The following is a 25,897-nucleotide window of genomic DNA, read 5'->3' as shown; positions in this document are numbered from 1 at the left end:
ATGGGAGCTTCATAATTCTTCTTCATATTTTTTAAAGAAATCGGTCGTTTGCCTAACCATTTTATATTTCACATCTTGCAGATGGAACAAGACAGAAGTATCACATTGATTTAGTTGCCTCATTTTCTCATATCTACGCAACTGCTGTTTTCTTCCTCTTTTTTCTTGTGTTGATACGAAAATTTTAACAGGTACACAAGATGGAAGAAGCGTAAATGATTTCTTATTTATTTTTGATTCTAATTCTTCTTCTTTGGCATCATACGCCAAACTTAATTCCTTCACGAGTCTCTTGTAAAAAAACTTATGCTCTTTCTCAAACTCCACATATTCTGGTAAATCTAAACACGGATTTAACATAATGACAGAGCGTATACACTCAGGGTATTTGTTCATCATTTCGAGTGCTACAAGTGCTCCCATACCATCTGCCATAATGTGCATTTTCGCATTCAATGTCTCTTTTCTCAACACAACGTCATATAAACGTTTCGCTAGACGAACAGATTGGTCGTTTCCCCAATGTCTTCCGTATAAATTAGAAGAAAAGACTGTGTAGCCTTGCTCAATAAGGCCATGTAAAAAATAAGATCTACCCGCATGCTGTGTCCATAAACTTGTACCATTCTCAATAAAGTAGTTATAATCACCGAGGAGCATAACAGAAAATCCATTTGGCTTCTCCGGTAAATAAATGACACATGGTTCTTTTTCTAAGTAAAAAAAACGTTCCGTAATACTCATTTTTCCCCCGCCTTATTTTCTAAACATATAAAACCACTCTTTTATAATGTATGAACGGAATGCAAATTTGCGTTGAAAAATCTACAAATATTTTTCTATATTCTTTTTTCAATTGTGTTACAATAAGGACAGATTGAACGAATAGAGGTGTAAAATATGCGTTTCATTTGGGCATTAATTTGGTCGTTCTTACTTGTACATATGATGAGCTATGTAATCGGCTCTATGACTGGCGGTACATACGACTTTAACCAAGCGTCTATTTTCTCAGTTGTTCTTGCTGTGTTAGTACTAGCAATTTCAGCTGCAATTCCAAACGAGCCAGTAGAACAACACTAAAAAAAGAGTCCGGATTTTATCCGAACTCTTTTTTATTTTTATTTCACATGAACGACTAATTCGTTATTTTCTACATCAACAACTACGTGACTATTATCAGTAATTGTTCCTGCAATTAATTCTCGTGCTAATTTCGTTTCCACTTGACGCTGTACGTATCGTTTTAATGGACGAGCTCCGTACATTGGGTCGAAACCGGCTTCCACAACAAATTCTTTTGCTGCATCTGTTAATTCTACTGTAATGTGACGGTCAGCTAGACGACCTTGTAGTTCTTTTACAATTTTATCAACAATGCCTTTAATTTCATTCGTTGTAAGAGGTTTGAATAAAATAATTTCATCCACACGGTTTAAAAATTCAGGGCGGAAATGTCCTCTTAATTGCCCCATTACAAGGTCTCTTGATTCCTCTTTAATGGAACCATCTTCTTCTAATCCATCTAGTAAATGAGCAGATCCAATATTTGAAGTCATAATAATAACTGTATTTTTAAAGTCCACTGTACGGCCCTGTGAATCTGTAATGCGTCCATCATCTAACATTTGTAATAAAATGTTGAATACTTCTGGATGTGCTTTTTCAATTTCATCTAATAAAACAACGGAATATGGTTTACGTCTTACCGCTTCTGTTAATTGACCGCCTTCTTCATATCCTACATATCCAGGAGGTGCACCAATTAAGCGAGACACGGCGTGTTTTTCCATATACTCAGACATGTCAATGCGAATCATTTGCTCTTCACTATCGAATAAAGACTGGGCTAACGTTTTTGCAAGTTCTGTTTTACCAACACCTGTTGGTCCTAAGAAGATGAAAGAACCAATCGGGCGGTTCGGATCTTTAATACCAGCGCGAGCACGAAGAACTGCGTCTGACACTAAGCTTACTGCTTCCTCTTGTCCGATGACACGCTCTGATAAGATTTGCTCTAAGCGTAATAATTTCTCGCGTTCACCTTCCACGAGTTTCGCAACAGGAATACCAGTCCAGCGTGAAACAATATCTGCAATTTCTTCTTCACTTACTTCCTCACGTAATAAACGATTTTCTTGTTTATTATGCGCGCCCATTTCTTCCGCTTCTTTTAACTCTTTTTCAATTGCGGGAATTTTCCCGTGACGAAGTTCGGCTGCTTTATTTAAATCGTAATTGCCTTCTGCTTCTTCTAATTCACGACGCAAACGTTCTAAATGTTCACGTAAGTCACGAACTTTGTGAATGTCTTCTTTTTCTTTCTCCCATTTCGCTCTCATGCCACTTGCAACTTCTTTTAAATCCGATAATTCACGTTGCAATGTTTTTAGACGCTCTTGGCTACCACGATCCGTTTCTTTCCCAAGAGCTGCTTCTTCAATTTCCAGCTGCATAATGCGGCGCGTTACTTCATCTAATTCTGTTGGCATAGAATCAATTTCTGTACGAATTGTTGCACACGCTTCATCAACAAGGTCAATTGCTTTATCTGGTAAGAAGCGATCTGAAATATATCGATCTGATAAAACAGATGCTGCTACAATCGCACGGTCATGAATATTTACACCGTGATAAATTTCAAAGCGTTCTTTTAATCCACGTAAAATGGAAATCGTATCTTCAACAGTTGGTTCTTCTGCTAATACTTGTTGGAAACGTCTTTCTAGCGCTGGATCTTTCTCAATATATTTGCGATATTCATCGAGCGTCGTCGCCCCGATACAATGCAGTTCACCGCGCGCAAGCATCGGTTTTAACATATTTCCTGCATCCATGGCTCCCTCTGTTTTACCAGCTCCAACTATTGTATGAAGTTCATCAATGAATAATAAAATGCGTCCTTCACTCTTTTTAATTTCATTTAATACAGCTTGCAGACGCTCTTCGAACTCACCACGGAATTTCGCACCAGCTACGAGTGCACTCATATCTAACGCAAAAATCGTCCTATCTTTCAATCCTTCAGGTACATCCTTTTTCACAATACGCTGTGCTAGCCCTTCAACGATTGCTGTTTTACCAACACCTGGCTCCCCAATTAAAACCGGATTGTTTTTCGTTTTACGTGAAAGAATACGAATTACACGTCGTATTTCACTATCACGGCCGATTACAGGATCAATTTTCCCTGCTCTCACTTCCGCCACTAAATCACGGCCATATTTTTCTAACGCTTCATAAGTTGCTTCTGGATTTTGACTCGTCACTCTTTGATTCCCCCGAACTGTCATTAAAGACTGTAATAAGTTATCTTTCGTAATATGCAATCTTGTAAATAATTGATTTATATCGCCTTTTTCTTCAGAAAAAGCAAGCAATACATGTTCTACTGAAATGTAATCATCCTGCAGTTTTTCTGCTTCTTTCCCTGCTCTTACAAGCAGTTGTTGCAGAGCGCTCGTTACATACAATTTTCCAACTTCTGCACCGCTCCCCGTTACAGAAGGTTTCTTTTTAATTAAACTTTCAGCACCTTGCTTTAATGCTTCTATATCAACATTCATTTTTTGAAATATACGTACCGCTAACCCATCTTGCTCTTCTAATAATGCAAGTAATAGATGAACAGTATCCACCTCTTGGTGATGATGAGATACCGCTAAAGATTGGGCACTCATAATCGCCTCTTGTGTTTTTGTTGTCATTTGATTTAAGTCCATCTTTACAGCCCTCCAAAAGTTTGACTTTCTTTGACCTTTGATTTGATTATACGCCAACTGACTTTTTTATACAATAATTTTGCCTATGTATTTTCAAACTTATTATTTGAAAAAGAAAAAGAGAGCATTCATTATACTGCTAAAAAATACGGTAAATGAAATTACAATGTGTAACGACAAAAAAGCCGCAATAATGATTGCGGCTTCTGTTACGGTTTTCTTTTATATGTCCACTGGCGGTTATGATTCGTGTTATCCGGAAACTTTTCACCGGCAGTTAATTTCACCATTTGCGGATCTTTCACCATACTTCCCGTTTCACCAATTTCTACGTAAATGCCATCATTCGGCGCTTTTTGTCCAGAACGAAACCTGCGATTTTGTCCCATCTTCATTCTCCTTCCATGACGTCTTGCCTCATTAGTATATCCATTTTAAAAGAAAGCTTTTCTGTCATGTTTAGGAAACAGTACTACATCTCATTCTTGTACATATATATGAATGACACAAGCGTAAGCAGGGATTTCTTTCCTACTTGTAGAAAAAAAAAGAAACCAACCTACTCTAGGCTAGTTTCAAAGGAGAGTCAAACATATACGAGAAGATTACATGTTCATTATATGCCTCATCACACGAGCAATGTAACCCTTTTCACAATTTGTACATAATGAAAGAAACATTGTTTGAACTTTCTAAAAAGATGTTGACTTTTCTTAATTTCCAACGATAAATAGTAGACACCACAGCACTTTGAGACGTAAGATGGATATATAGTGAAATTTCCATCTATGGTGATTTCACCGAGTCTAACCTCTTATTTCTGCATATTAAAAACGGAAATACAGATAGATACAAAAAAATTATTATAAGAGGTGAAATTATGAACAAACAACATTTAATCGCATTAGACTTAGACGGCACTTTATTAACAGACAACAAAATAATTTCCACTCGAACGAAACATACAATTGCAAAAGCAAAGGAACAGGGACATATTGTCGTTATTTCAACAGGACGTCCATTCCGTGCTAGTTATGATTACTATAAAGAACTTGATCTTAACACACCTATCGTAAACTTTAACGGCGCTTACGTACATCATCCTCTTGATTCAAACTGGGGAACACATCACTCTCCTCTTGAGCTAGCAACAGCGCAAGAAATTGTCCGAGCTTGCTTTGATTTTGGCGTAAAAAATATATACGCGGAAGTAATGGACGATGTGTATGTTCGTGAAATTGATGAAGATAAAAAACATATTTTCGAATTCGGCTCTCCTAAGATTTTTACGGGAGACTTATTAAATATTTTAAACGATCATCCAACTTGCTTATTAATTGACGCCCATGACGAGCATTCTACTGCAATTCGTCAACATTTAACCGATATGCATGCGGAAGTAATCGACCATAGAAAATGGGGCGCACCTTGGCCGATTATTGAAATTGTGAAAAGCGGATTAAATAAAGCAGTTGGATTACAAAAAATTTCTAGTCATTACAACATTCCACAAGAGCGAATTATCGCTTTCGGTGATGAAGATAATGATTTTGAAATGATTGAATTTGCTGGTCACGGCATCGCAATGGGAAATGCCATCCCTGAATTAAAATCACTCGCAAACCATACGACGTTAACGAACGAAGAAGATGGTATTGCTTTATATTTAGAAGAGGTTCTTGGGTTGTAATCTAAAAATTTCCTACTTATAGTTTCCTGCCAAATGTCCATACTATAAGTAGACGCATGAGACATTGCGTCGATTGTTTTCAGCTAAATAAAGGGGGTTTTTCGAATGGGTAAAAAGAACAAATCAAAACGTTTTATCCAACAAGGAGCCGATGCTGTTATGAAGCATGATGCAAGATTCCCGTACAGAGGTACATTAGCTGAGGCAGAAAAAGCAAGAAGTAACTCTTCTTTTGGAGGGGTTTAAATGGGGAACTTACTATTCCAACAAGCTAGAGATGCTGTTGAAAATGCCGTATCTTGTTCAAGCGGTACTGAGCAACAAGATCTCGTGTATAGAGCAAAAAATGCTTTGCAATCCGCTTACGCAAACTCTTCAACTGCTGAAAAAGTTCAGCTCCGTGAAATGCAAGAGCAATTGCAAAACATTACGAATTTACATTAAAAAAGAGGACCAACTTCGGTCCTCTTTAATCTTTCCGAAACAATCCGAACACCCCAACTGTTTGCAGTATATTTGTAAATGCACCTGGGTCCACTTGTTTAATAATCCTCTCTAATTCGTATAACTCATAACGAGTAATAACCATCATTAACATTTCTTTATTTTCATTCGTATAAGCACCTGTTGCTGGTATCGTTGTAATCCCTCTTACTAATCGCGAGTGAATCGCCTTTCTTACATCTGCCCCATTCTTCGTAACAATTAATGCTGTAATCTTTACATGACGAGTATGAATTGCATCAATAATTCTCGTTGATACATATAAAGTCACTAGCGTATATAACGCTTTTTCCCATCCATATACATAGCCAGCAGCGATAATGATAATTGCATTAAAAAAGAAAAAGTATGTACCGACAGGCTTATCTTTTATTTTTGATAAAATCATGGCGATAATATCTAATCCACCTGTAGAAGCCCCCCACTTTAAAGCAATCCCTACTCCAATCGCCGAAATAATCCCGCCAAAAATCGCATTTAATATGATATCATTCGAAACCGCTCTAACAGGGATGACTTCTAGAAACAAAGTCATAAATATAACACAAAGAAAACTGAAAAAGGTGAAGGCCTTTCCAACCTTTTTCCACGCTAAAATAACGACAGGAATATTAAATAAGCTAAACAATACTCCCGTAGATATGTGAATCGATAAAAAATCACCTAATATTTGTGATAATAATTGAGACAATCCAGCAAAGCCGCTCGCATACACTTTTGCTGGCGTTAAAAATAAATTCATCCCAATCGCGTTTAATAAACCTGCGATGATTACAACGATTAACTTCTTTATAAGTTCAGTATAATTCAACTTCAAATCCATTTCGAATCCACCTTTACCCTTCATAAATGCACCGCTATACATAGTCTTTACGAAAAAGGAAATGATAAACGTACAACGTTTAGAAATGGAGTTGATACATATGCCACATACGAGTGATAACGACAAAAAAGCACGTGATAATAACGCAAAACGCACACAAAAAAATGAGCAAGCGCAAAAAAATATTCAGCAAGGTAAACGTGCATACTCTAAAAAGACCGATCACCTTTAATTCCATCGTACATCAACAATTATGTTGATGTACTTTTTTACATTTTAAAGGAAAAAACATTAAAAATTCACTTCATGTTCACTTCTATATTCTACAATAGCGATAACATATTCGGATGAGGTGTTGGCATGAGAGGGAAACATATTTTCATTATTACTGCACTAATAAGTATATTGATGCTATCTGCTTGCGGACAAAAGAATGGCTCAGCTACAGTCGCTACAGCAACAGACTCCACCATTACAAAGGATAACTTCGAAAAACAATTGAAAGATCGTTACGGAAAAGACATGCTATACGAAATGATGGCACAAGACGTCATCACAAAAAAATATAAAGTACCTGATGAAGAGGTAAATAAAGAAGTAGAAAAAGTAAAAAAACAATATGGAGATCAATTCAAAAAAGTATTAGAAAATTATGGTTTAAAAGATGAAGAGGATTTCAAAAATCAAATTAAGTTCAAACTTGCTATGAATGAAGCGATTAAGAAAAGCATTACAGAAAAAGACGTAAAAGACCACTATAAGCCAGAAATTAAAGCGAGTCACATTTTAGTAAGTGACGAAAATGAAGCGAAAGAAATAAAGAGTAAACTAGATGCTGGTGCTTCATTTGAAGAATTAGCAAAACAAGAATCACAAGATCTGCTATCAAAAGATAAAGGCGGAGACCTTGGATACTTCAATTCAGGTACAATGGCTCCTGAATTCGAAATGGCTGCCTACAAACTAAATGTTGGACAAATTAGCAATCCCGTAAAATCATCAAACGGTTATCACGTTATTAAATTAACTGATAAAAAAGATTTAAAACCTTACGATGAGGTAAAAAACTCTATTCGCAAAAACTTAGAGGAAGAACGTACTGCTGATCGTGTATTCAGCAAAAAATTGTTACAAGAGGAATTAAAAAAGGCAAATATTAAAATAAACGATAGTGAGTTGAAAGATACATTTACTCTTGTTTCTCCGCAAGGAAATTAAAAAAAGCACACCCTTATCTTTTTAGATAAGGGTGTGCTTTTTAATCTTTCATCTTATTTCTTAAAGTAAGTCCAACCTTCTTCTTGGTAAACCTTTTCTTCTTTCATCAACTTACCAAGTGCGCGCTTAAATGCAGCTTTACTCATGTTAAAGCGTTCTTTAATATCTTCTGGATGGCTCTTATCCCAAAACGGCATTGCTCCGCCTCGTTCTTCCATATATGCATAAATTACTGCAGCATCGTCTTCCATTCCTTCTTCTTTACGAGGAAGAAGTGAAATGTTAATTGTACCATCATCTTTCACGTCAATAATACGGCCCGTTACACGCTGACCGATGCGAACTTGTTCTTTTCTTTCTGTATGGTGTAAGAAAGCACGGAAATGCTCATCAGTTAGTATGAATGAACCAACTTGAAGCGAACGATATACACGTCCATTTACGTTTTTATTACGCATAGATGGCGTTGCATCTACGATAATTTCTTGCATATCACTGTCTCTCGCTGGAAGAGCGATTAAACGATCACGATTCGTTAATTTTAACGTACAATATAATTCGTCGCCTACTTCTGGCCATACCGGCATATAAATCGGGAACTCATCAGCTGGAATTAGTATATCTTTTGACACACCAATATCAACAAACACACCTAAACTAGGAATAACTTCTACAACCTTTACCCAGTTCCAATCATAAGTTGTAATAATTGGTTCCTTCATTGTTGCTGAAATACGATTTTGGTGATCAAGGTATAAGAATACATCAATCGTATCGCCTTCTTCAATTTCTCCAGCCACTTCGTTTTTATGTAGGAAAATTTCTTCTTCTTCATTCCCAACCATATATCCGATTTCCGTTTCGCGTAAAACAGTTACCTGTTCAATCGATCCTATTTGCAAATACATATTTTTTAATTCCCTTCTATATATATAAAATTATCTTTTTTATCATTCCAAACAAAAGTTAATTATAACATGATTTTTCCTATATTTGTCCAACTGCCCAAAATTCACTATAATAAAATGAGGTTACATGAATATAAATACGAAAACACTTAAGTCTAGACTCGTTTTCAGCTATACTTTAGTATGTACAGTACATAAAAAGATTAGAAATTTATTTGGAGGTGCTAACTATGGCAAAAGATAGTTCTTTTGACATCGTTTCGAAAGTAGAATTACCTGAAGTAACAAACGCAATTAATATCGCATTAAAAGAAATCCAAAACCGATATGACTTTAAAGGAAGTAAAAGTGATATTAAATTAGAAAAAGAAGTACTTGTTTTAACTTCTGATGACGAGTTTAAATTAGAGCAAGTAAAAGACGTTCTTATCTCTAAACTTGTAAAACGTAACGTTCCAATTAAGAACTTAGATTACGGAAAAGTTGAAGCTGCAACTGGCAACACTGTTCGCCAACGCGCAACACTTCAACAAGGTATCGATAAAGATAACGCGAAAAAAATTAACAACATCATTAAAGAAATGAAATTAAAAGTAAAAACACAAGTACAAGATGATCAAGTACGTGTTACAGCGAAAAGCCGTGATGACTTACAAGCAGTAATCGCAGCTGTTCGTAGCGCTGATTTACCAATCGACGTACAGTTCATTAACTACCGCTAAAAAGAAAACTCCTCTTAATTAGAGGAGTTTTCTTTTTAGTCTTGTAGAGACAATATTACGAGAACAAACTATAGAAAAAAGGGTATGTGCGGTAAAAATCGCTAAGTAAATTGAAAATAAGGAAAAGACACCTTAAGACGTTTTCCCTTCGATTTGAATTACTTTTCTTAGCAATTACATCCTAGGCCAAAGTCATCTTAAAAATTGCTATAACTCATAATTCCTCTCCTCGCCGAAACGTAACAATTTATGAGTATAAGAATATTTTCCAACCTTTAATGTAATGTAAAATTAATAAGTATTTTAAAAAATGTTAATTAAAAAAGAGTTAGAAGTGGTTATTTGAAGAAATTAATATTATGGTTTTTATTGGCCACATTCTCCCTAAATACTGTAGGATGTTCTAATAATACGAATACACTAACGGATAAGTCTAACTGTATCAACAAAGCTTGGTACAAAAAAAATATGTCATGTAATCATTTAAAAAAACATTAAATAGTTAATGATAAAGGTCATAAAAAAAGACACCTCAAAGTGCCTTCCTCCGACTTGAATCATCTCAATCTTAACAATATTTGGATGTGATTAAAAAGAAGCATAAATTGTTAATAAAGATGCAGACTTCAAAATAAAAAGTACACTAAGTAAACTCTTATTCAAAAATTTATATTAAACACTAATATTTTAGAAGCAAGTTTATAAGTATAAAACCTACAGAGATTTTCCCTGTAGGTTTTATTATATTTCAAGTGATTTCCAAATGAATTATAAGTGACTTTTTTCAGTTTGGTTTTCTAAATATTTTTCTTTAACCATTTTTATCAGATTTTCTTTTTCTGTTAGTTCAAATATAAATAATGCTTTTTTCATGTTATTTGCAATATCTTCTTCATTCTGTTGTTTAAATCTTAATAAATTCCATCCCTTTAAATAGTAAAGTTCACCTAATAAGTATAAAGTATTTAGATTAATAGCTAATTTGATTCCTTTGTCAATGTATTTTACCGCCTCTTCATATTGATAGGTCATACCTAAACATTTCGCTAAATTAAAAATGATTTTTAATTTAATCGCTTTATCTCTCGGGAAATCTAACTTATTAAAATTAGTTAAACACCTTCTTAATATAGTAATACTTTTATCATATTCTTTATTTTCCGCATAAAATATAGACATCGTCTGCATAATATCTATTTCTCTTTCTGATAAAAAATCAACATTGGTTAAAGTTAGTTTTAATGCATTATTTAAAAGCTTTAAAGCAGTTTTTATGGATCTGTTCACCTCAAATATAGCAATCGCTTCATGCCATAGGAGAAATTGTTTATCTTCTTTTGCCTGGAAATTCTTTTCATCTTTCTCTTTTTTCACGATTTCATAAAGTTCATTATATTGTTTTTGCTTTAAGCAATCTTTTATTACGCATTTTACATTTTCTACATATTTTAATTTTTTGTTTTGAGTTAATGCAAATATATTATTTGGGTCAATACCAAGTCTTTCTGATAATTGATATAATAATATACTAGATGGATAAATCACACCTTTTTCTATTTTGCTAATTTGACTTTGTGAACATATTCCATGACATAATTCGGATTGTGATATATTTTTTTTAATTCTAAGCTCTTTAATGGTAATACCCAAATCGTAAAACTCCATTTTCCCACCTACTATTTAGCACTATATTAGTATAAGAGTATTCTCTAACTTTTAATGTAATGTAAAATTAATATAGTTGCAATTATTGTTTGTTTCAAAGGTCTTTCTCTATCCGTATTGACACAAAAACAGGCTAGGAAGAAGACTTTCTCCCTAACCTGGCCCCACCGAACAAACTTACAAATCCAATAAGAAGACATGAACATAGAGTGAGTAACTTCTCATCTCATCTACGTTTCCTTTTAACTGCAATTAAAAACGCAATAAATAATACATTCACACCAACGATTAAGGAGATAAATAACCAATTCACACCTGTTTCTCCGTTAACTTTATACACGTTTGATTCTTCACGCTTTAAAACGAGATAAAATTTTCCATTTTCCTCTCTTATAATTTCATCCTGTAACAATCCTCTTAACTCTTGTTTTTCACCAATTTCACTTGCAGGTAAGGAGACTTTTTGTGTTTCTTTCGTATTATTAATTGCTACTAAAGTTACTTCATCTTTATATTTTCGTTTTAGTATACTCATCCCGCTCTTATCATACAGAAGCTCAAACGTACCGCGTCGTAAAGACGGTCTCGCCTGCCTAAGTTCACCTAGTTTTGTTATGTGTTGCATAAACTTTTCGTCTGACTTAAAATCCATTAATCGTCTATTATCGGGTACACTTCCTCCATCTAATGCAATTTCAGTTCCGTAATAAAAATTCGGAATCCCAGGTGATGTTAACAAATAAGTAAGCGCCAACTTTAAACGTGATGGCGGATAATACATATTTTCTTTTGCAATACGCGCATATCTTTTTGTTTCTTGATCATCTAAAAACGTAACAAAGTCCCCTTCTTTTTTACTCACATCGTATAACGATTTCACCGATACATCCGCTTCGGAAAACGATTCTACTATTTTTTCGTTGTATTCGCTATCCTCCTTTGTCATAATACGAAAATCTTTCTTTATCACTTGCATATCTTTTTGCGCGTTATCCCAAAAGGAACGCGGCTTTTTTTCACTATGTATAACATAACTTCCGTCTAAATCAACTTCTTTTATCCACCATTTCATTGCGTCAATTACCTGTCGTTCGTTTTCTCCAAGCGGAAATTGAAATACAACTTTCATTCCTTTTGCATGAGCTTCTTTTACAAGTTCTTTCACATCATTGTCTGTCCCGAAATGTTCATTTACCTTTTTAAAATTTCGCACGTCTAATCCATCGTACTTTCCACTTTCAAAAAGCGGCGAAAGCATAACGGTAGTAAAACCCATTTCTTTTATGTAATCCAACCTTTTTATAATTCCTCTTATATCCCCGCCTTGATACCCTTCTAAATTACCAACTTCTAATTGTTTGTCATTTTTCGGTTCTCCATTATTGAAGCGATCAATCATAATGGAGTATATAACTTCATCTTTCCACTCTCTTTTTTCGTCTGCAAAAGTATGTATTGGTACAAACAAAACAAAAGCTAAGCAAAAACAAATGAATAGTTTCCTAGTCCGTATTTTTCCCACACGCATCCCCCAAGTTTTTAATTGTAAGAATATTATACCAATTATCCGAGGGAAACGCATATGTCGATTTCAATCCTCACAAAATAATCTATGTTACATTTTCTAACATCACGTATATATTTTTCTGAATTTTTAGTTGATTTTTAGTTCCTTTTCGAATATGATATGAAACATAACAAAACGATGTTATTTTTTCTAACATTACAGGAGGAGAGCTCATGAATATGGGAGATACAGTTTTTATGTTTGTGACGACAGTAATGGTCATGTTGATGACACCAGGATTGGCACTTTTTTATGGAGGTATGGTTCGCAGCAAAAATGTACTCAGTACAACGATGCATAGTTATAGTGCAATGGCTATCGTTTCGATTCAATGGATTGTTATCGGCTATTCTTTATCATTCGGACCAGATTGGCACGGGCTTATCGGTACACTTGATTGGTTCGGTCTAAACGGAGTTACCTACGCACCAAATCCAGACTACTCATCTACTATTCCTCACAATTTATTCATGATGTTTCAACTCATGTTCGCCATTTTAACTCCAGCTTTAATTTCAGGTGCATTTGCTGAAAGAATGCGATTTTCTGCCTTTCTTATTTTTATCCTTCTATGGACAACGATTGTTTACAATCCTGTCGCTCATTGGGTATGGGGCGTCGGCGGGTGGCTAAGGGAACTTGGTGCACTAGACTTCGCTGGCGGAAACGTCGTTCACATCACTTCCGGAGTTGCTGGTCTTGTATTAGCTATTTTCCTTGGAAAACGAAAAAACATAAATGGTTCTTCTCCTCACCATTTGCCATTTACAATGTTAGGCGCAGGATTATTATGGTTTGGCTGGTTCGGTTTTAACGTCGGAAGCGCATTATCTTTAAATGATGTAGCTTTAACTGCATTTATTAATACAAATATAGCTGCTGCTGCCTCAGCATTAACTTGGATGCTTTCAGAGTGGTTCTTCCAATCAAAACCGACTGCGATGGGAGCTGCTTGTGGCGCCGTTTCCGGTCTAGTCGCTATTACACCAGCTTGCGGGTTCGTTACACCTTTCTCAGCTCTTCTTATCGGAGCAATTGGCGGCGTATTATGCTTCGGAGCGGTCTTTTTCTTAAAAACAAAATTCGGATACGACGATACACTCGATGCATTCGGATGTCACGGCATCGGTGGAACTTGGGGCGGTATTGCGACAGGATTATTTGCAACTACTGCCGTAAACGGTGATGGCGCTAACGGATTATTTTACGGAAACGCCTCGCTGCTGTTGAAACAACTTGTAGCAATCGGCGCAACATATGCGTTCACAATTATAATGACGTATGCCATTATTAAAGCAATCAACTTCTTCCTCCCTGTCCGGGTAGATGAGCACGAGGAACATATGGGACTTGATATTTCGATGCATGGGGAGAAAGCTTATGAGTATACTGAGCGAGTGAACTAAAAAAGAGATGCAATCTATCGATGATAGATTGCATCTCTTTTTTGCGTACCGGGCAACATACCCCACCTAGTATAACTGGAAATATATTAACGGTTTTTTGGATATATCAACGATTTTTCAAATATATCGATTGTTTCTTTCAATATATCAACGGTTCGACACAACATATCGATTTACCAACAAATTCCGACATGTTTTACATGCGAAATACCCCACATAACTTTATACAAAAAAGACGACCGAAGCCCGGTCGTCTTTTCCTATTTATTTCGGAGCATTTCCTACATATTGCGTAATATCAACATTTAATGCCTGCGCTAAACGCATACCGTATTCTTGATCTGCACGGAAGAAGTTACAAACAGCTAATAATTTTGTGCGTTCATTTACGTCTTTCAAGTCATTTGTTAAGTTTGCAATTAAGTTATCTTGCTCTTCTTTAGAGAATGAACGGTAACGCTCACCTGCTTGTTTAAAGTCATTTGGTTTCTCAATTTTTTCACGAGATACATAGCCTTCTACTTTCATAGTTGAATCGCGGTAAGCTGGGTCTTCAACTGGATTTTCAGCATGACGGCTCGGTTCGTAGTTGATTGTAGATGGGTTTTGATTTACTTGCATCGCACCATCACGTTGTTGGTTATGAACAGCTGCGTATGGGCAGTTTACAGGAATTTGTAAGTAATTTGCCCCAAGACGATAACGTTGTGTATCTGGGTAAGAGAATAAACGACCTTGTAATAATTTATCTTCCGATGGCTCAATACCATTTACAGTTGCACTTGGAGAGAACGCTACTTGTTCTACTTCTGCAAAGAAGTTTTTCGGATTACGATTTAACGTCATTGTCCCTACTTCCATTAATGGGAAGCGATCTTCTGGCCACACTTTCGTTGGATCTAGTGGATCAAAGTCTAAAGAGTCCATTTCATCTAATTGCATAACTTGTACGTGTAAATCCCATTTTGGGTGATTTCCTTTTTCGATTGCATCGAACAAGTCACGAGTTGCATGATTGAAGTCTTTCCCTTGTACTTCTTGCACTTCTTTCGCATTTAGGTTACGTACACCTTGCTGTGGTTTCCAGTGGTATTTTATATAAACAATTTTACCTTCTTCATTAATCCATTTAAATGAATGGACGCCAAAACCCTCCATTTCACGATAGCTTGCTGGTGTACCGTAATCAGAAAATACCCATGTCATCATATGTGTAGATTCTGGACTTAACGTCATGAAATCCCAATAACGATCTGGCGTTTGAATATTCGTATCAGGTGCTGGTTTTAAGGAATGTACCATATCTGGGAATTTAATTGCATCACGAATGAAGAAAACTGGTAAATGATTACCTACGATATCGTAGTTTCCTTCTTCTGTATAAAATTTAACAGCGAACCCACGTGGGTCACGTGCTGTTTCAGGAGAACCTTGACCATGAATAACCGTTGAAAAACGAACAAATACAGGCGTTTCAGTTCCTTCATTTTGTAAAAATGCCGCTTTCGTATATTGCTTCATACTATTTTTCGTTACGAATACACCGTGAGCACCTGCACCACGTGCATGCACAACGCGCTCTGGAATACGTTCACGATCAAAGTGTGCAAGTTTTTCTACTAAATGATAGTCTTCTAATAATACTGGTCCACGACGACCAGCTGTACGAGAATTTTGGTTGTCTCCAACTGGAGCACCTTGGTTTGTTGTTAAGCGATTATTTGGATTCATCTAGGGGGATCCTCCTCTTTATTTCGTAGTAATTATTATTTATTTAAAATTATTATAAATTAATTATTATTCAAAACTAAATCTTTGTCAACTATTTCCTTCACTTTTTTGGAAACAATTTCAGCCAAACAGTCGATAAATGCTGATTGTGCATTCGGCATATTTGGTCTAAAATATTTGGCATTTAATTCATCAGTTACAACTTTACATTCATAATCGTTGTCATATAAAACTTCTAAATGCTCCGCTACAAAACCAACTGGGCAATATATGAAAGATTCGTACCCATGCTCTTCATATAAATCTTTCGTTAAATCTTGCACATCTGGACCAATCCACGGATCTGGAGTATTCCCAGCACTTTGCCAACCGATTGTATAGTTTTGAATATTTGCAGCTTCTGCAATTAAATCTGCCGTATGCTTTAGTTGTTCTACATAAGGGTCTCCTGCTGCAATAATTTTTTCTGGCAAACTATGCGCTGAAAAAATTACGACTGCTTTCTCTTTATTTATAATATTAGTAAACGTCTCTTTTATTTGGTCTGCCCAATACGAAATAAACTTCGGTTCATCGTACCATTGTTCAATTGGTTCAATAACAGGACCACCGATTTCTTTTGAAAGACGAATAGCACGGTCATTATACGCTTTAATGCTAAATGTAGAGTAATGTGGCGCTAATACGATACTAATCGCTTGCTCGATCCCATCACGCTTCATTTCTTCTACCGCATCTTCTATAAATGGTGCAATATGTTTTAAACCTAAGTAACAAGTAAATTGATACTCTGTAAATATGTTATTCATTGAATCTGTTAATTTATGCGCCTGTTCTTTCGTAATTTTTGCAAGCGGCGAAATTCCACCAATCGCTTTATAGCGGCCAATTAAATCTTCAAGCGCTTCTTCTGATGGCGTACGCCCGTGACGGATATGTGTATAATATGCCTCTACATCGTCTAATGATTCTGGTGTTCCATACGCCATTACGAGTAAACCTATTTTTTTCTTTGTCATCTATATAACACCTCAATTTTATAAATGAGAATACTTTTCAGAACATTCGTTTCCAATTATAACAAGTAATAATAAATACGTCAAAATAATAATTCTAATTAAATATTGTTTATAAGGTGATTTTGAATTTTATATGAAAATTTCTTTAATAAAAAGCGACTTACATAATTGTAAGCCGCTTTTCCCTTATTCCTTAATATTTACCCCATATTCTTTAAACCAAACGTGAATTTGTGCTAAATGAGCTAAAAGCTGTGGCCCAGTCATCAATTGACCAAACCATGGTGTTTGAAATGCACTGCCGCCAGACTGAATTAATCCGCTCAACTGCTCTTTATCAAACAGTTCGTGTAAAATTGAACCTTTATCCGTTAATAGATTTTGAAGCCATACTGTTACTGCTTTTGTATAGTGCGGATTGTGCGTTTTCGGATAAGGACTCTTCTTTCTATATAAGATGTCATGTGGAAGTACACCTTCTAACGCTTTACGTAATAGACCTTTTTCGCGGTTTTTATACATTTTCATTTCCCAAGGAATATTCCACGCATATTCGACAAGACGATGATCTGCAAATGGAACACGTACTTCTAAGCTCGCTCCCATACTCATGCGGTCTTTTCTGTCTAATAATGTTGTCATAAACCATACCATATTTAAATAAAATAATTGGCGTCTTTTTGCTTCTAGCGGACTTTCCCCCTCTAAAATAGGAACTTCTTGAATCGACTCTTCATAGCGCCTTTGTACATATTGTTGTAAATTTAATTTATTTCTCCATTCTTTTTTTAGAAGTTGTTCACGTGCCTCTGTAGAACGCATCCACGGAAATGCACTCGATTGTAAATCATCTTCTCTATAAAACCACGGATATCCACCAAATATTTCATCTGCACATTCTCCAGATAAGCCAACGACAAAATCTTGTTTAATTTCTCGGCAAAACCATAATAATGACGAATCGATATCTGCCATACCAGGCAAATCACGAACGAGTACTGCTTCAGTTAAATACTCTGCTAATTTTTCATTCGAAATGACGCAGCGATGATGGGTTGTTTGAAATGTCTCAGTCATTAAATTAATAAACGGAGCATCTGAATTTGGCTGGAATGCATTCGCTTTAAAGTATTTGTCATTATCTTCGTAATCAATAGAATACGTGTGTAATTGCCCTTTTCCCAATCTCTCATATTCTTTCGCTGCAATAGCTGTAATAGCGCTCGAATCTACACCACCCGATAAAAAAGTACATAGTGGTACATCAGAAACAAGCTGTCTTGTAATAGCATCTTGTAATAAAAAGCGCGTTTTCTCTACTGTTTCTTCAAAAGAGTCTTCATGTTTTTTACTTTCTACATTCCAATATCTCCATATGCATAAACCGTTCTTTGAAAATGTCATCGCATGACCTGGACGCAATTCTTTTATACCAGCATAAATACCGTGGCCAGGCGTTCTTGACGGTCCGAGCCCGAATATTTCTGATAATCCTTCTAACGTTACTTCCGCCTTCACATCTGGATGCGACAATATCGCTTTTAACTCCGAACCAAATAGTAAGCGTCCGCTATCATATTTATAAAAAAGTGGCTTTACACCTAATCGATCTCTCGCAATAAATACTTGCTCTTTCTGTTCGTCCCATACTGCAAACGCATATATACCGTTTAAATGATCGACACATTCTTCTTTCCATTCAATATAAGAAGCTAATAATACTTCTGTATCAGAATGACCTTTGAACGTATATCCTCTTCTTAATAATTCCTTTCGAATGTCTTCTGTGTTATAAAGTTCACCGTTATAGCAAATGGCGTAATTCGTTTCATCTTTTAAACAAGTCATCGGCTGTTTACCGCCCTCAGGATCCACAACGATTAACCGCTTATGCCCAAATGCGACATTTCCTTTAATCCAAACTTTATTATCATCCGGCCCCCGTTTCGCTAACGTCTCAGCCATCTTCGTAACGACATCTCTTTCTCCTTCTAATGAGCGTTTATAATCCACCCATCCTGTAATCCCGCACATATAAATCATCCTTCCATCTTATTTCTTTTCTTGAACGTGCAGTAATCCCCACCCTAAGAGTGCGGATCAAAAAATGAAAAACTTGACGATAACCTACTATCCACATATGGAATAGCATTCTCACTCAGTAAAACGTGTTTTATTGTATGCCCACCTATGTCTAGATGTGTCTAGTTATAAAGAACGCACGAACTGTCTATAACAGGAATAACTACTTTTCATAAAGGAGAAATCGTGTATGATACAACGTAAACATATTTTATATAATCAGCCCCGTGCTCATACAGTCGGTAATGTAGAATATATAAACAATGAGTGGGTATTCTTTGATGATGAAAATGATGAAGCGTTTTTATTAGAAGATATTGCCGAAGATGGGTTTGAAATTTTGTATAATAACAATTGGCTACCAGCCCGTTTCTATGAACAAGATGTATTACAAATCGCCAACGAGCAACACCATTTGCAAAATGGTGAAATGATACGTATTCGAAAAAAGTTACTTCTTAGCTATAATGAATGGCTGGAGGAATTACCTGACTCTGTCTTCACATTATTAACCGAATCATTGCAATCACTTCACTACTCTTTATATGATTGCATGTATTGTCATAATTATTTATCTTTCTTACCGCAAGAGGAGTCACGCGAAGGAGTAAATATTCTTTTGTTTGATAACGAAGAAATGATCTGTACACTGCAGCACCATTTCGTCCGTCACACTACGTCAAATAAAAATATGTTCCGTTTTACGAAAGTAAATGGAGAAGAGTTGCATATCGATGCGACATAAAGTGAAACTTTAATCAGTGGGGTAGCCCACTGATTATTAGCCTTCACCAATCTGATGTTTACGGGATAAAGTAAAAAACCACCTTATAATCTCCCAAGTCTTTGAGATTATAAGGTGGCTTTATTTTTTATTAGAATACTTTCCAGCCAATCGGTAATTTCAGCCCAAGGTAAAATACTGCTACTAGCGCAACAATAAATAAGCCCCAAACCGCCCCTGTTGGTTTGTTTTTGCTCATTTTCACAAGAACCATTTCCATTCCACCGATAACTAAAATACCAGCTAACATTTTTAAGCCATACCACATGTGCATGCTACCTGTTGCTGTCTTCACAATACTCATGTACAACATGAAGCCTGTCACAATAATAATGATATACATTAGGCGAAGCCCCATATGTACACCTTTCCCTTTTCTTCCTGCTGAATAAAGTGAATACGCAACGAAGAATAAAATTAAACCTAACGCCCATGCTGTAATATGCATATGTACCATCGTATCCCTTACCTCCTCTTTTCACACTTTTTCACTCTATATGATAACATGTTCATTTATTTTCAGGAAATGTTTCGCTTTTTTACATTTAAATGCTATAATATTTAGAGTATTTACAAACTTCTTGTAATAACAAAAGGGGGAACAATCATGATTCAAACTAAGGATATTATCGAACTTACAGACACATACGGAGCAAATAACTATCACCCACTTCCAATCGTTATTTCTAAAGCAGAAGGTGTTTGGGTAGAAGATCCTGAAGGAAACCGCTATATGGACTTATTAAGTGCATATTCTGCAGTAAACCAAGGTCATCGTCACCCGAAAATTATTAACGCTTTAATTGACCAAGCTAATCGTGTTACGTTAACTTCTCGTGCTTTCCATAGCGATCAATTAGGTCCTTGGTACGAAAAAGTTGCGAAACTAACTAATAAAGAAATGGTACTTCCAATGAATACAGGTGCTGAAGCTGTTGAAACTGCAATTAAAACAGTTCGTCGCTGGGCTTATGATGTGAAGAAAGTGGAAGCAAACCGTGCTGAAATCATCGTTTGTGAAGATAACTTCCACGGACGTACAATGGGTTCTGTTTCTATGTCTTCAAATGAAGAGTACAAGCGTGGATTCGGTCCAATGCTTCCTGGCATCGTTGTAATTCCTTACGGTGATTTAGAAGCATTAAAAGCCGCAATTACCCCAAACACAGCAGCATTCATTTTAGAGCCAATTCAAGGTGAAGCAGGAATTAATATCCCACCAGCTGGTTACTTAAAAGAAGCTTTTGAAGTATGTAAAAAAGAAAACGTTTTATTTGTAGCAGATGAAATCCAAACTGGCTTAGGCCGTACTGGTAAAGTATTTGCTTGTGACTGGGACAATGTAACTCCTGACATGTACATACTTGGTAAAGCACTTGGCGGCGGTGTGTTCCCAATCTCTTGCGTAGCAGCAAACCGCGACATTTTAGGTGTATTTGAACCAGGTTCTCACGGTTCTACATTCGGTGGTAATCCACTTGCATGTGCTGTTTCTATCGCGGCTCTTGAAGTGTTAGAAGAAGAAAAATTAACAGAGCGTTCTCTTCAATTAGGTGAAAAATTAGTTGGGCAATTAAAAGAGATTGATAACCCAATGATCACTGAAGTTCGTGGTAAAGGTTTATTCATCGGTATCGAATTAAACGAGCCAGCTCGTCCTTACTGTGAACAACTAAAAGCAGCTGGTCTATTATGTAAAGAAACACACGAAAATGTAATTCGTATCGCACCACCTCTAGTAATCTCTGAAGAAGATTTAGAGTGGGCATTCCAAAAAATTAAAGCTGTATTATCGTAATGATAGAGAGGTTGTCCGACATGTTGGGACAACCTCTTTCTTTTTATATTCATTTATATTAAGATAAAATTGTAATTTTCTGTATTTTAAAATCGTAAAGGAGGTGCGACATGCTATTAAGATATGGTAAACATATTAACTATTTAGCTACAGCTTTTATTTTAGTTACATTCTTTGGTTTCCTACTTTCCACAACATGGCTTCATTACTCAACTCCTACTACACTCACACTACTGAAAGCATCATTTTGGACTGCTGTTATTCTTACTATCATTGGTTTTGGACGAGAAAAAAGCGCACTTACGGTTATACTATTTGGCATTTGTACACTTGCATTCATTGGTCTTTACACTTTTGCCGTTATCGATTACCTCTATAACCCAAGGCCATAAAAAAGAGCTATCTTTTAACAAGATAGCTCTTTTCTTTATTTCACTACATTTCGTAAAGTACCAATTCCTTCTACTGTAATGACCACTTCATCACCAGCATGTAAAAACTTCGGTGGTGTAAAACCTTTTCCGACACCAGCCGGCGTTCCTGTTGCGATAATATCGCCTGGTTCTAAAGTCATTCCTTTACTTATCGTTGAAATAATTTCTTCTATTGAAAAAATCATTTTATTTGTGTTAGAAGCTTGCCTTACTTCTCCATTTACTACCGTTTCAATGTGTAATGCATTCGGCGCATTAACCACCGATTTATGAATTAAATACGGTCCCATCGGACAAAATGTATCGAAGCTTTTCCCAAGGAAAAACTGTTTATGTTTTCTTTGAATGTCTCGAGCTGTTACATCATTGATAATCGTATAACCAAAAACATGCTCAAGCGCTTTTTCTTTTTTTATTTGCTTCCCTCGCTTACCAATAATGATAGCTAATTCTCCTTCGTAATCTAGTTCGTCCGTTGCATGAGGGTGACCATTAATTTGCTCATTTATGCCAATAACTGTTGTTGGTGCTTTCGTAAAGATCATTATATTTTCTGGAATAGACTCTACTCCGCCCATTTCTACCGCATGCTCACGATAGTTTTTTCCAACGCACAAAATATTCTTTCTTGGCCTTGGAATCGGCGCTAATATTTTCACCTCTGTTAACGGATAATACGCCGCTTCCCCGTTCTCTTTTGCCCAATTTACAATTTCACATACTTTCTCAAAGCATTCAGTCCCTCTTTCAATACACTCTAACATTGTAATAGGGATTGTAACCTTTTCCCCTTTTTGTCTTTGCGCTTCTCTTAAGTGTAATACCTTTTCTTCTTCTTCATCTACAATACCTACAAATACCTTTTCTTCTTTCTTCGCCGTTACAAAACGCAATATTTCCACTCTCCATCCTAAAACTCATACCCTTTAATTGTATTCGCATCCGCAAGAAAAAAACCTTCTCATGCACGCTAATTTTTACAATATTCTTCTCATCCCCTATTCGTTACCCCTTTATCATTTGGCATAAAATGTAGAAATTTTACTTTTTTTAGCGAATGCATTTCTTTTTTATGAAGTTTTTGTATAATATGTACTACATATATACTAAAAATTTCATTTAGAGATGGAGCCGATTTCAATGTTTGAGCAAGCGATTGAAAAAAAACGTGAAAAAATGATTTATTTTGCTGAACGCTATGGAATGACTTCTCAAAAAACAGTGGATTGTAGCCAAGAACTGGACAGGCTCTTAAATGTAATTTGTCATGTACATACGGATTTACACCCTAATCAAACGTTCAAAACACACACGCAATAATGCGTGTGTTTCTTTTATTTCAAAAAAATACACATTTTATTGGAAACGCCCATACAATAGTAGAAAAGAAAATTTTAAAAACGAAGGGTGTTTTGTATGCCAGCTATGGTCGGACATATTCGTATCGTCAATATTGGATCAAGTGGTATTTTTCATATTGGAGATGTATTTGCGATTAGGCCTATTAGTTACTCACGTGCTTTCGCCGGGGCCGGCTCTTTCAACGTTGGAGATAATGTTTCTGTCTACAATTATCAAAGTGCAACGACTGTCAACGATTCAGATGTAATCGATCAAGCGATAATTGGCTCAACTTAAAGGAGGCAATTGCATTGAATTTTTATGTAAACCAAAGTATCATCATCAACAGTATTAAAATTGATAGCATTACAACCTCTTCTGTGTTCCAAATTGGTACTGCCGGAAGTATTAAAGCCCTATCTAAATTTTCAAATACGGGCGGATTTACGGAACCGCTTCGCCCATTACAGGCAAAAGGACAAATTATTTCTATCAAACCATCAACTAGTTCTTCTTAAGACATCCTTGTCATAAATATATAGCAGGAATATTTTTACCCTCCCTATTGAAAAGGAGGTTTCACAAATGAATCAAGATATATATACTTACTTACACCAACTTCAACAAGCTCTTCAAACACAACAAGCAGCCATCCTGAATTTAGAAGATCAAGTGCGCCAACTCCAAGAAGAGCTTAACGAATTAAAAAATCGCCCCTCCTCTTCTGTAGGAAAAGTGGAATACAAATTCGATCAATTAAAAGTCGAAAATTTAAATGGTACTTTAAATATTGGTTTAAACCCATTTTCAGCAAAAGGACAACAAATTGAAGATTTTCAAGTGGATACAGAAACATTGAAGGTAAACCCTGAAACCGAAACAAACCCAGACTTTTATCAAGGTATCCTCCAAGAAATGCATCGATACTTAGATGAAGAAGCATATAATCGTATTCTCCATTTTGAACAAGAAGAGAGAACACCGCTTGATGAAATGTATCGACAAATGATGGTGGATGACATAAAAAAACAGATGGAGCATCGACTCCCTTATTATTTATCACAAGCGCAATCATATGAAGGTATTTCAACAGATCCAGATTATTTACGAGATATCATTATTCAGGCAATGAAACAAGATATTGACAAAGCCTTTCTCTCCTTTATTCAGCACATACCGGGAAATTTCCGAAAGGAGTAAGTAGGTATGAACCTTAACGTTGTAAACCGTGAATTAAAAGTCGGACAGATTAAAATGAACGGTGTATCGTCGTCCGCACTCTTTTTAATTGGAGATGCAAATCTCCTCATTCTATCTTCTATTCTCGATACACCATTTGAAACAGTTACAGAGGGTCCATTTGTACCATTAGTAACAGATGTCCCTCCTACTCCAGGTTAAGGAGACTGAAAAATTATGTTGCATCATGTGTCTATTGTCCAAAATGTTTCTATTGTTTCGTTAGGGATTGCTGCCGTATTTCAAGTTGGAGATGCAAACCAAATGGAATTAAAAAGTAGAGCTATTGCCGTCCACCGTGAAATTCCTTGTTATATACGGGGAGAAGGTCGCTTTGATGCTTTTGAAATCTTTACAGATGAACACATTACAATTCCAAAACGAACGACAGATGTAAAATTAAATATTGTAAATGAATGCCCTTTTATTGAAGTGAATAACGTTGAATTGCGCACACTTTTAAACTCTGGTGGATTTCAAATTGGAAATGTTGATTATGTTTTTAATAACTCTCGTATTATGCAAATCCGCCAATATATTACAGATGAACCTTCCGCACAATAATTCATATAGTAATTACAAAGTTTAGTAAAGTAGGTGGATGGATATGCCTTCTGTTGTTGGAAATCTCGTCGTTCAAAACAGTAACGGTTCTTTCAATTTAGGAGATTTTTATAACGTTTCTCCGAAAGAAAACACGAAAGCTTATAATGGATCTGGAGCTTCCAATGTTGGATTTGTCGTGAATACGTTTAACGGTGTTAGTGCAACGAATACATTTGATTCTGATGTGGCAGATCAAGATCAGATTGGAACAGCGTAAAAAAAGTAGGAGATATTCTCCTACTTTTTTCTTTTATCTAATTCAAAATTATTAAAATGAAATTTTAATAAGCAAGAGCTTCACTGTCCACAAATAGTGGTATAAACAAGTAAGTAGTGAAGAGGCACTATTTTATTTAAATGATAACCCACTCTCCTCCAAAGCCTTCCTAAGCTTCGGCAAAGACGCAGGTCCCATACCATGCAGTTTTAAAATTTCTTTTTCACTTTATTTTGAGAGTTCTTCTACAGTTTGAATTCCACGGTGCTCTAATGCCCTTCTTGCTGGCGCTGAAAGAAGAGAGAGAAAACCTTCTTTTGGTTTTCTCTCTTTCTCACAGACTGGGCAAGTTGGACAATCGCTACTTTTATAGTACTCGTGTCCCTGTTCACAAGTTCTTAACGTTTTTTCCGTTACCATT

Annotated in this window: 30 protein-coding genes and 1 pseudogene; 18 read left to right on the top strand and 13 right to left on the bottom strand. The window is 35.9% G+C overall.

Annotated elements, in window-relative coordinates; genetic code table 11:
* Positions 1–9 precede the first annotated feature (9 nt).
* Positions 10–744, bottom strand: coding sequence for a hydrolase (locus ACTFP3_RS02375; protein ID WP_000028712.1), 735 nt, complete (start codon positions 742–744; stop codon positions 10–12).
* Positions 745–900: 156 nt separating this feature from the next.
* Here ACTFP3_RS02375 and ACTFP3_RS02370 point away from each other — a divergent pair, with 156 nt between their 5' ends.
* The gene (locus ACTFP3_RS02370) at positions 901–1,083 is read left to right on the top strand and encodes a YjzD family protein (RefSeq protein ID WP_001211116.1); all 183 of its coding nucleotides are present in this window, start codon (positions 901–903) and stop codon (positions 1,081–1,083) included.
* 38 nt (positions 1,084–1,121) lie between these two features.
* On the opposite strand, the gene clpB is transcribed toward ACTFP3_RS02370, so the two are convergent.
* Both clpB and ACTFP3_RS02360 read right to left on the bottom strand, forming a co-directional pair.
* Positions 1,122–3,722, bottom strand: coding sequence for an ATP-dependent chaperone ClpB (clpB, locus tag ACTFP3_RS02365; RefSeq protein WP_000365401.1), 2,601 nt, complete (start codon positions 3,720–3,722; stop codon positions 1,122–1,124).
* Between the two features lie 209 nt (positions 3,723–3,931).
* Positions 3,932–4,111 (bottom strand): YjzC family protein, encoded by a 180-nt coding sequence (locus ACTFP3_RS02360; RefSeq protein WP_000531421.1) that lies wholly within the window; start codon positions 4,109–4,111, stop codon positions 3,932–3,934.
* A 491-nt stretch (positions 4,112–4,602) separates the two neighbouring features.
* On the opposite strand from ACTFP3_RS02360, the gene ACTFP3_RS02355 reads away from it, so the two are divergent.
* From ACTFP3_RS02355 to ACTFP3_RS02345, 3 genes are all read left to right on the top strand, one after another.
* Entirely contained in the window at positions 4,603–5,412 is an 810-nt protein-coding gene (locus ACTFP3_RS02355) for a Cof-type HAD-IIB family hydrolase (RefSeq protein ID WP_001041232.1), read from the top strand.
* A 105-nt stretch (positions 5,413–5,517) separates the two neighbouring features.
* Positions 5,518–5,658 (top strand): hypothetical protein, encoded by a 141-nt coding sequence (locus ACTFP3_RS02350; RefSeq protein ID WP_000516816.1) that lies wholly within the window; start codon positions 5,518–5,520, stop codon positions 5,656–5,658.
* Positions 5,659–5,856, top strand: a complete 198-nt coding sequence (locus tag ACTFP3_RS02345) for a DUF3813 domain-containing protein (protein ID WP_000527407.1) — start codon at positions 5,659–5,661, stop codon at positions 5,854–5,856.
* Positions 5,857–5,881: 25 nt separating this feature from the next.
* Here the strand turns inward: ACTFP3_RS02345 and ACTFP3_RS02340 are convergent, their stop codons facing one another.
* Positions 5,882–6,739, bottom strand: coding sequence for a YitT family protein (locus ACTFP3_RS02340; protein ID WP_000364444.1), 858 nt, complete (start codon positions 6,737–6,739; stop codon positions 5,882–5,884).
* Positions 6,740–6,839: 100 nt separating this feature from the next.
* Between ACTFP3_RS02340 and ACTFP3_RS02335 the strand changes: the two genes are divergently transcribed.
* Together ACTFP3_RS02335 and prsA are read left to right on the top strand one after the other, a co-directional pair.
* Positions 6,840–6,971, top strand: coding sequence for a DUF3941 domain-containing protein (locus ACTFP3_RS02335; protein WP_065704599.1), 132 nt, complete (start codon positions 6,840–6,842; stop codon positions 6,969–6,971).
* A gap of 128 nt (positions 6,972–7,099) precedes the next feature.
* Positions 7,100–7,957: a peptidylprolyl isomerase PrsA gene (gene prsA / locus ACTFP3_RS02330; RefSeq protein WP_440009226.1), complete on the top strand. Its 858-nt coding sequence runs from the start codon at positions 7,100–7,102 to the stop codon at positions 7,955–7,957.
* Positions 7,958–8,010: 53 nt separating this feature from the next.
* Here the strand turns inward: prsA and ACTFP3_RS02325 are convergent, their stop codons facing one another.
* Positions 8,011–8,865 carry a CvfB family protein gene (locus ACTFP3_RS02325; RefSeq protein ID WP_000281260.1) on the bottom strand — a complete coding sequence of 285 codons (855 nt, stop codon included), beginning with the start codon at positions 8,863–8,865 and terminating at the stop codon, positions 8,011–8,013.
* A 230-nt stretch (positions 8,866–9,095) separates the two neighbouring features.
* On the opposite strand from ACTFP3_RS02325, the gene ACTFP3_RS02320 reads away from it, so the two are divergent.
* Positions 9,096–9,587 carry a YajQ family cyclic di-GMP-binding protein gene (locus ACTFP3_RS02320; protein ID WP_001040149.1) on the top strand — a complete coding sequence of 164 codons (492 nt, stop codon included), beginning with the start codon at positions 9,096–9,098 and terminating at the stop codon, positions 9,585–9,587.
* Positions 9,588–10,355: 768 nt separating this feature from the next.
* Here ACTFP3_RS02320 and ACTFP3_RS02315 read toward each other — a convergent pair.
* Together ACTFP3_RS02315 and ACTFP3_RS02310 are read right to left on the bottom strand one after the other, a co-directional pair.
* Positions 10,356–11,252 (bottom strand): helix-turn-helix domain-containing protein, encoded by an 897-nt coding sequence (locus tag ACTFP3_RS02315; RefSeq protein WP_086385471.1) that lies wholly within the window; start codon positions 11,250–11,252, stop codon positions 10,356–10,358.
* 226 nt (positions 11,253–11,478) lie between these two features.
* The gene (locus ACTFP3_RS02310; RefSeq protein WP_440009221.1) at positions 11,479–12,834 is read right to left on the bottom strand and encodes an alpha-amylase family glycosyl hydrolase; all 1,356 of its coding nucleotides are present in this window, start codon (positions 12,832–12,834) and stop codon (positions 11,479–11,481) included.
* Positions 12,835–12,992: 158 nt separating this feature from the next.
* On the opposite strand from ACTFP3_RS02310, the gene ACTFP3_RS02305 reads away from it, so the two are divergent.
* Positions 12,993–14,225 (top strand): ammonium transporter, encoded by a 1,233-nt coding sequence (locus tag ACTFP3_RS02305; RefSeq protein ID WP_001055855.1) that lies wholly within the window; start codon positions 12,993–12,995, stop codon positions 14,223–14,225.
* A 264-nt stretch (positions 14,226–14,489) separates the two neighbouring features.
* Here the strand turns inward: ACTFP3_RS02305 and katB are convergent, their stop codons facing one another.
* The 3 genes from katB to asnB all read right to left on the bottom strand — a co-directional run bounded on the left by katB (position 14,490) and on the right by asnB (position 19,009).
* Positions 14,490–15,956, bottom strand: a complete 1,467-nt coding sequence (gene katB / locus ACTFP3_RS02300; protein ID WP_001069179.1) for a catalase KatB — start codon at positions 15,954–15,956, stop codon at positions 14,490–14,492.
* 59 nt (positions 15,957–16,015) lie between these two features.
* Positions 16,016–16,975 (bottom strand): ferrochelatase, encoded by a 960-nt coding sequence (gene hemH / locus ACTFP3_RS02295; RefSeq protein ID WP_000162629.1) that lies wholly within the window; start codon positions 16,973–16,975, stop codon positions 16,016–16,018.
* A 186-nt stretch (positions 16,976–17,161) separates the two neighbouring features.
* Positions 17,162–19,009, bottom strand: a complete 1,848-nt coding sequence (gene asnB, locus ACTFP3_RS02290; RefSeq protein WP_000333997.1) for an asparagine synthase (glutamine-hydrolyzing) — start codon at positions 19,007–19,009, stop codon at positions 17,162–17,164.
* A 238-nt stretch (positions 19,010–19,247) separates the two neighbouring features.
* Between asnB and ACTFP3_RS02285 the strand changes: the two genes are divergently transcribed.
* Positions 19,248–19,802 (top strand): DUF2777 domain-containing protein, encoded by a 555-nt coding sequence (locus tag ACTFP3_RS02285; RefSeq protein WP_000616046.1) that lies wholly within the window; start codon positions 19,248–19,250, stop codon positions 19,800–19,802.
* A 130-nt stretch (positions 19,803–19,932) separates the two neighbouring features.
* Here the strand turns inward: ACTFP3_RS02285 and ACTFP3_RS02280 are convergent, their stop codons facing one another.
* Positions 19,933–20,298, bottom strand: coding sequence for a YisL family protein (locus ACTFP3_RS02280; RefSeq protein WP_000233494.1), 366 nt, complete (start codon positions 20,296–20,298; stop codon positions 19,933–19,935).
* Between the two features lie 150 nt (positions 20,299–20,448).
* Between ACTFP3_RS02280 and rocD the strand changes: the two genes are divergently transcribed.
* Complete coding sequence (rocD, locus tag ACTFP3_RS02275; protein ID WP_000616658.1) at positions 20,449–21,639, top strand: ornithine aminotransferase; 1,191 nt, start codon at positions 20,449–20,451, stop codon at positions 21,637–21,639.
* Positions 21,640–21,749: 110 nt separating this feature from the next.
* The gene (locus tag ACTFP3_RS02270; RefSeq protein WP_000926857.1) at positions 21,750–22,031 is read left to right on the top strand and encodes a hypothetical protein; all 282 of its coding nucleotides are present in this window, start codon (positions 21,750–21,752) and stop codon (positions 22,029–22,031) included.
* 35 nt (positions 22,032–22,066) lie between these two features.
* On the opposite strand, the gene ACTFP3_RS02265 is transcribed toward ACTFP3_RS02270, so the two are convergent.
* Complete coding sequence (locus ACTFP3_RS02265) at positions 22,067–22,966, bottom strand: fumarylacetoacetate hydrolase family protein (RefSeq protein ID WP_440009216.1); 900 nt, start codon at positions 22,964–22,966, stop codon at positions 22,067–22,069.
* Between the two features lie 247 nt (positions 22,967–23,213).
* Between ACTFP3_RS02265 and ACTFP3_RS02260 the strand changes: the two genes are divergently transcribed.
* The 7 genes from ACTFP3_RS02260 (at position 23,214) to gerPF (ending at position 25,476) form a co-directional block, all read left to right on the top strand.
* A complete protein-coding gene (locus ACTFP3_RS02260) occupies positions 23,214–23,393 on the top strand; it encodes an aspartyl-phosphate phosphatase Spo0E family protein (RefSeq protein WP_000462841.1) in 180 nt (59 codons plus the stop codon).
* Between the two features lie 96 nt (positions 23,394–23,489).
* Positions 23,490–23,711, top strand: coding sequence for a spore germination protein GerPA (gerPA, locus tag ACTFP3_RS02255; protein WP_001111187.1), 222 nt, complete (start codon positions 23,490–23,492; stop codon positions 23,709–23,711).
* Between the two features lie 14 nt (positions 23,712–23,725).
* Positions 23,726–23,932, top strand: coding sequence for a spore germination protein GerPB (gene gerPB, locus ACTFP3_RS02250; RefSeq protein WP_001012508.1), 207 nt, complete (start codon positions 23,726–23,728; stop codon positions 23,930–23,932).
* 67 nt (positions 23,933–23,999) lie between these two features.
* Positions 24,000–24,614 carry a spore germination protein GerPC gene (gerPC, locus tag ACTFP3_RS02245; protein WP_001070760.1) on the top strand — a complete coding sequence of 205 codons (615 nt, stop codon included), beginning with the start codon at positions 24,000–24,002 and terminating at the stop codon, positions 24,612–24,614.
* A 6-nt stretch (positions 24,615–24,620) separates the two neighbouring features.
* Complete coding sequence (gene gerPD, locus ACTFP3_RS02240) at positions 24,621–24,815, top strand: spore germination protein GerPD (RefSeq protein ID WP_001052807.1); 195 nt, start codon at positions 24,621–24,623, stop codon at positions 24,813–24,815.
* A 15-nt stretch (positions 24,816–24,830) separates the two neighbouring features.
* The gene (locus ACTFP3_RS02235) at positions 24,831–25,217 is read left to right on the top strand and encodes a spore germination protein GerPE (RefSeq protein ID WP_139849506.1); all 387 of its coding nucleotides are present in this window, start codon (positions 24,831–24,833) and stop codon (positions 25,215–25,217) included.
* Between the two features lie 43 nt (positions 25,218–25,260).
* Entirely contained in the window at positions 25,261–25,476 is a 216-nt protein-coding gene (gene gerPF, locus ACTFP3_RS02230; protein ID WP_001141566.1) for a spore germination protein GerPF, read from the top strand.
* Positions 25,477–25,608: 132 nt separating this feature from the next.
* On the opposite strand, the pseudogene ACTFP3_RS02225 reads toward gerPF, so the two are convergent.
* A pseudogene (locus ACTFP3_RS02225) lies at positions 25,609–25,896 on the bottom strand (RNA polymerase alpha subunit C-terminal domain-containing protein).
* Position 25,897 lies beyond the last annotated feature (1 nt).

This window comes from Bacillus cereus group sp. MYBK5-2, from assembly GCF_051915685.1.
Classification (GTDB): domain Bacteria; phylum Bacillota; class Bacilli; order Bacillales; family Bacillaceae_G; genus Bacillus_A; species Bacillus_A cereus.
Note: the sequence above shows the minus strand (reverse complement) of the source record. Positions and strands in the feature narration are given on the sequence as shown.

Bases quoted from the DNA above. Each gene is read 5' to 3' on its own strand.
- ACTFP3_RS02375 (WP_000028712.1), bottom strand. From the start codon at position 744: ATGAGTATTACGGAACGTTTTTTTTACTTAGAAAAAGAACCATGTGTC.
- ACTFP3_RS02370 (WP_001211116.1), top strand. From the start codon at position 901: ATGCGTTTCATTTGGGCATTAATTTGGTCGTTCTTACTTGTACATATG.
- clpB (WP_000365401.1), bottom strand. From the start codon at position 3,722: ATGGACTTAAATCAAATGACAACAAAAACACAAGAGGCGATTATGAGT.
- ACTFP3_RS02360 (WP_000531421.1), bottom strand. From the start codon at position 4,111: ATGGGACAAAATCGCAGGTTTCGTTCTGGACAAAAAGCGCCGAATGAT.
- ACTFP3_RS02355 (WP_001041232.1), top strand. From the start codon at position 4,603: ATGAACAAACAACATTTAATCGCATTAGACTTAGACGGCACTTTATTA.
- ACTFP3_RS02350 (WP_000516816.1), top strand. From the start codon at position 5,518: ATGGGTAAAAAGAACAAATCAAAACGTTTTATCCAACAAGGAGCCGAT.
- ACTFP3_RS02345 (WP_000527407.1), top strand. From the start codon at position 5,659: ATGGGGAACTTACTATTCCAACAAGCTAGAGATGCTGTTGAAAATGCC.
- ACTFP3_RS02340 (WP_000364444.1), bottom strand. From the start codon at position 6,739: ATGGATTTGAAGTTGAATTATACTGAACTTATAAAGAAGTTAATCGTT.
- ACTFP3_RS02335 (WP_065704599.1), top strand. From the start codon at position 6,840: ATGCCACATACGAGTGATAACGACAAAAAAGCACGTGATAATAACGCA.
- prsA (WP_440009226.1), top strand. From the start codon at position 7,100: ATGAGAGGGAAACATATTTTCATTATTACTGCACTAATAAGTATATTG.
- ACTFP3_RS02325 (WP_000281260.1), bottom strand. From the start codon at position 8,865: ATGTATTTGCAAATAGGATCGATTGAACAGGTAACTGTTTTACGCGAA.
- ACTFP3_RS02320 (WP_001040149.1), top strand. From the start codon at position 9,096: ATGGCAAAAGATAGTTCTTTTGACATCGTTTCGAAAGTAGAATTACCT.
- ACTFP3_RS02315 (WP_086385471.1), bottom strand. From the start codon at position 11,252: ATGGAGTTTTACGATTTGGGTATTACCATTAAAGAGCTTAGAATTAAA.
- ACTFP3_RS02310 (WP_440009221.1), bottom strand. From the start codon at position 12,834: ATGCGTTTCCCTCGGATAATTGGTATAATATTCTTACAATTAAAAACT.
- ACTFP3_RS02305 (WP_001055855.1), top strand. From the start codon at position 12,993: ATGAATATGGGAGATACAGTTTTTATGTTTGTGACGACAGTAATGGTC.
- katB (WP_001069179.1), bottom strand. From the start codon at position 15,956: ATGAATCCAAATAATCGCTTAACAACAAACCAAGGTGCTCCAGTTGGA.
- hemH (WP_000162629.1), bottom strand. From the start codon at position 16,975: ATGACAAAGAAAAAAATAGGTTTACTCGTAATGGCGTATGGAACACCA.
- asnB (WP_000333997.1), bottom strand. From the start codon at position 19,009: ATGTGCGGGATTACAGGATGGGTGGATTATAAACGCTCATTAGAAGGA.
- ACTFP3_RS02285 (WP_000616046.1), top strand. From the start codon at position 19,248: ATGATACAACGTAAACATATTTTATATAATCAGCCCCGTGCTCATACA.
- ACTFP3_RS02280 (WP_000233494.1), bottom strand. From the start codon at position 20,298: ATGGTACATATGCATATTACAGCATGGGCGTTAGGTTTAATTTTATTC.
- rocD (WP_000616658.1), top strand. From the start codon at position 20,449: ATGATTCAAACTAAGGATATTATCGAACTTACAGACACATACGGAGCA.
- ACTFP3_RS02270 (WP_000926857.1), top strand. From the start codon at position 21,750: ATGCTATTAAGATATGGTAAACATATTAACTATTTAGCTACAGCTTTT.
- ACTFP3_RS02260 (WP_000462841.1), top strand. From the start codon at position 23,214: ATGTTTGAGCAAGCGATTGAAAAAAAACGTGAAAAAATGATTTATTTT.
- gerPA (WP_001111187.1), top strand. From the start codon at position 23,490: ATGCCAGCTATGGTCGGACATATTCGTATCGTCAATATTGGATCAAGT.
- gerPC (WP_001070760.1), top strand. From the start codon at position 24,000: ATGAATCAAGATATATATACTTACTTACACCAACTTCAACAAGCTCTT.
- gerPD (WP_001052807.1), top strand. From the start codon at position 24,621: ATGAACCTTAACGTTGTAAACCGTGAATTAAAAGTCGGACAGATTAAA.
- ACTFP3_RS02235 (WP_139849506.1), top strand. From the start codon at position 24,831: ATGTTGCATCATGTGTCTATTGTCCAAAATGTTTCTATTGTTTCGTTA.
- gerPF (WP_001141566.1), top strand. From the start codon at position 25,261: ATGCCTTCTGTTGTTGGAAATCTCGTCGTTCAAAACAGTAACGGTTCT.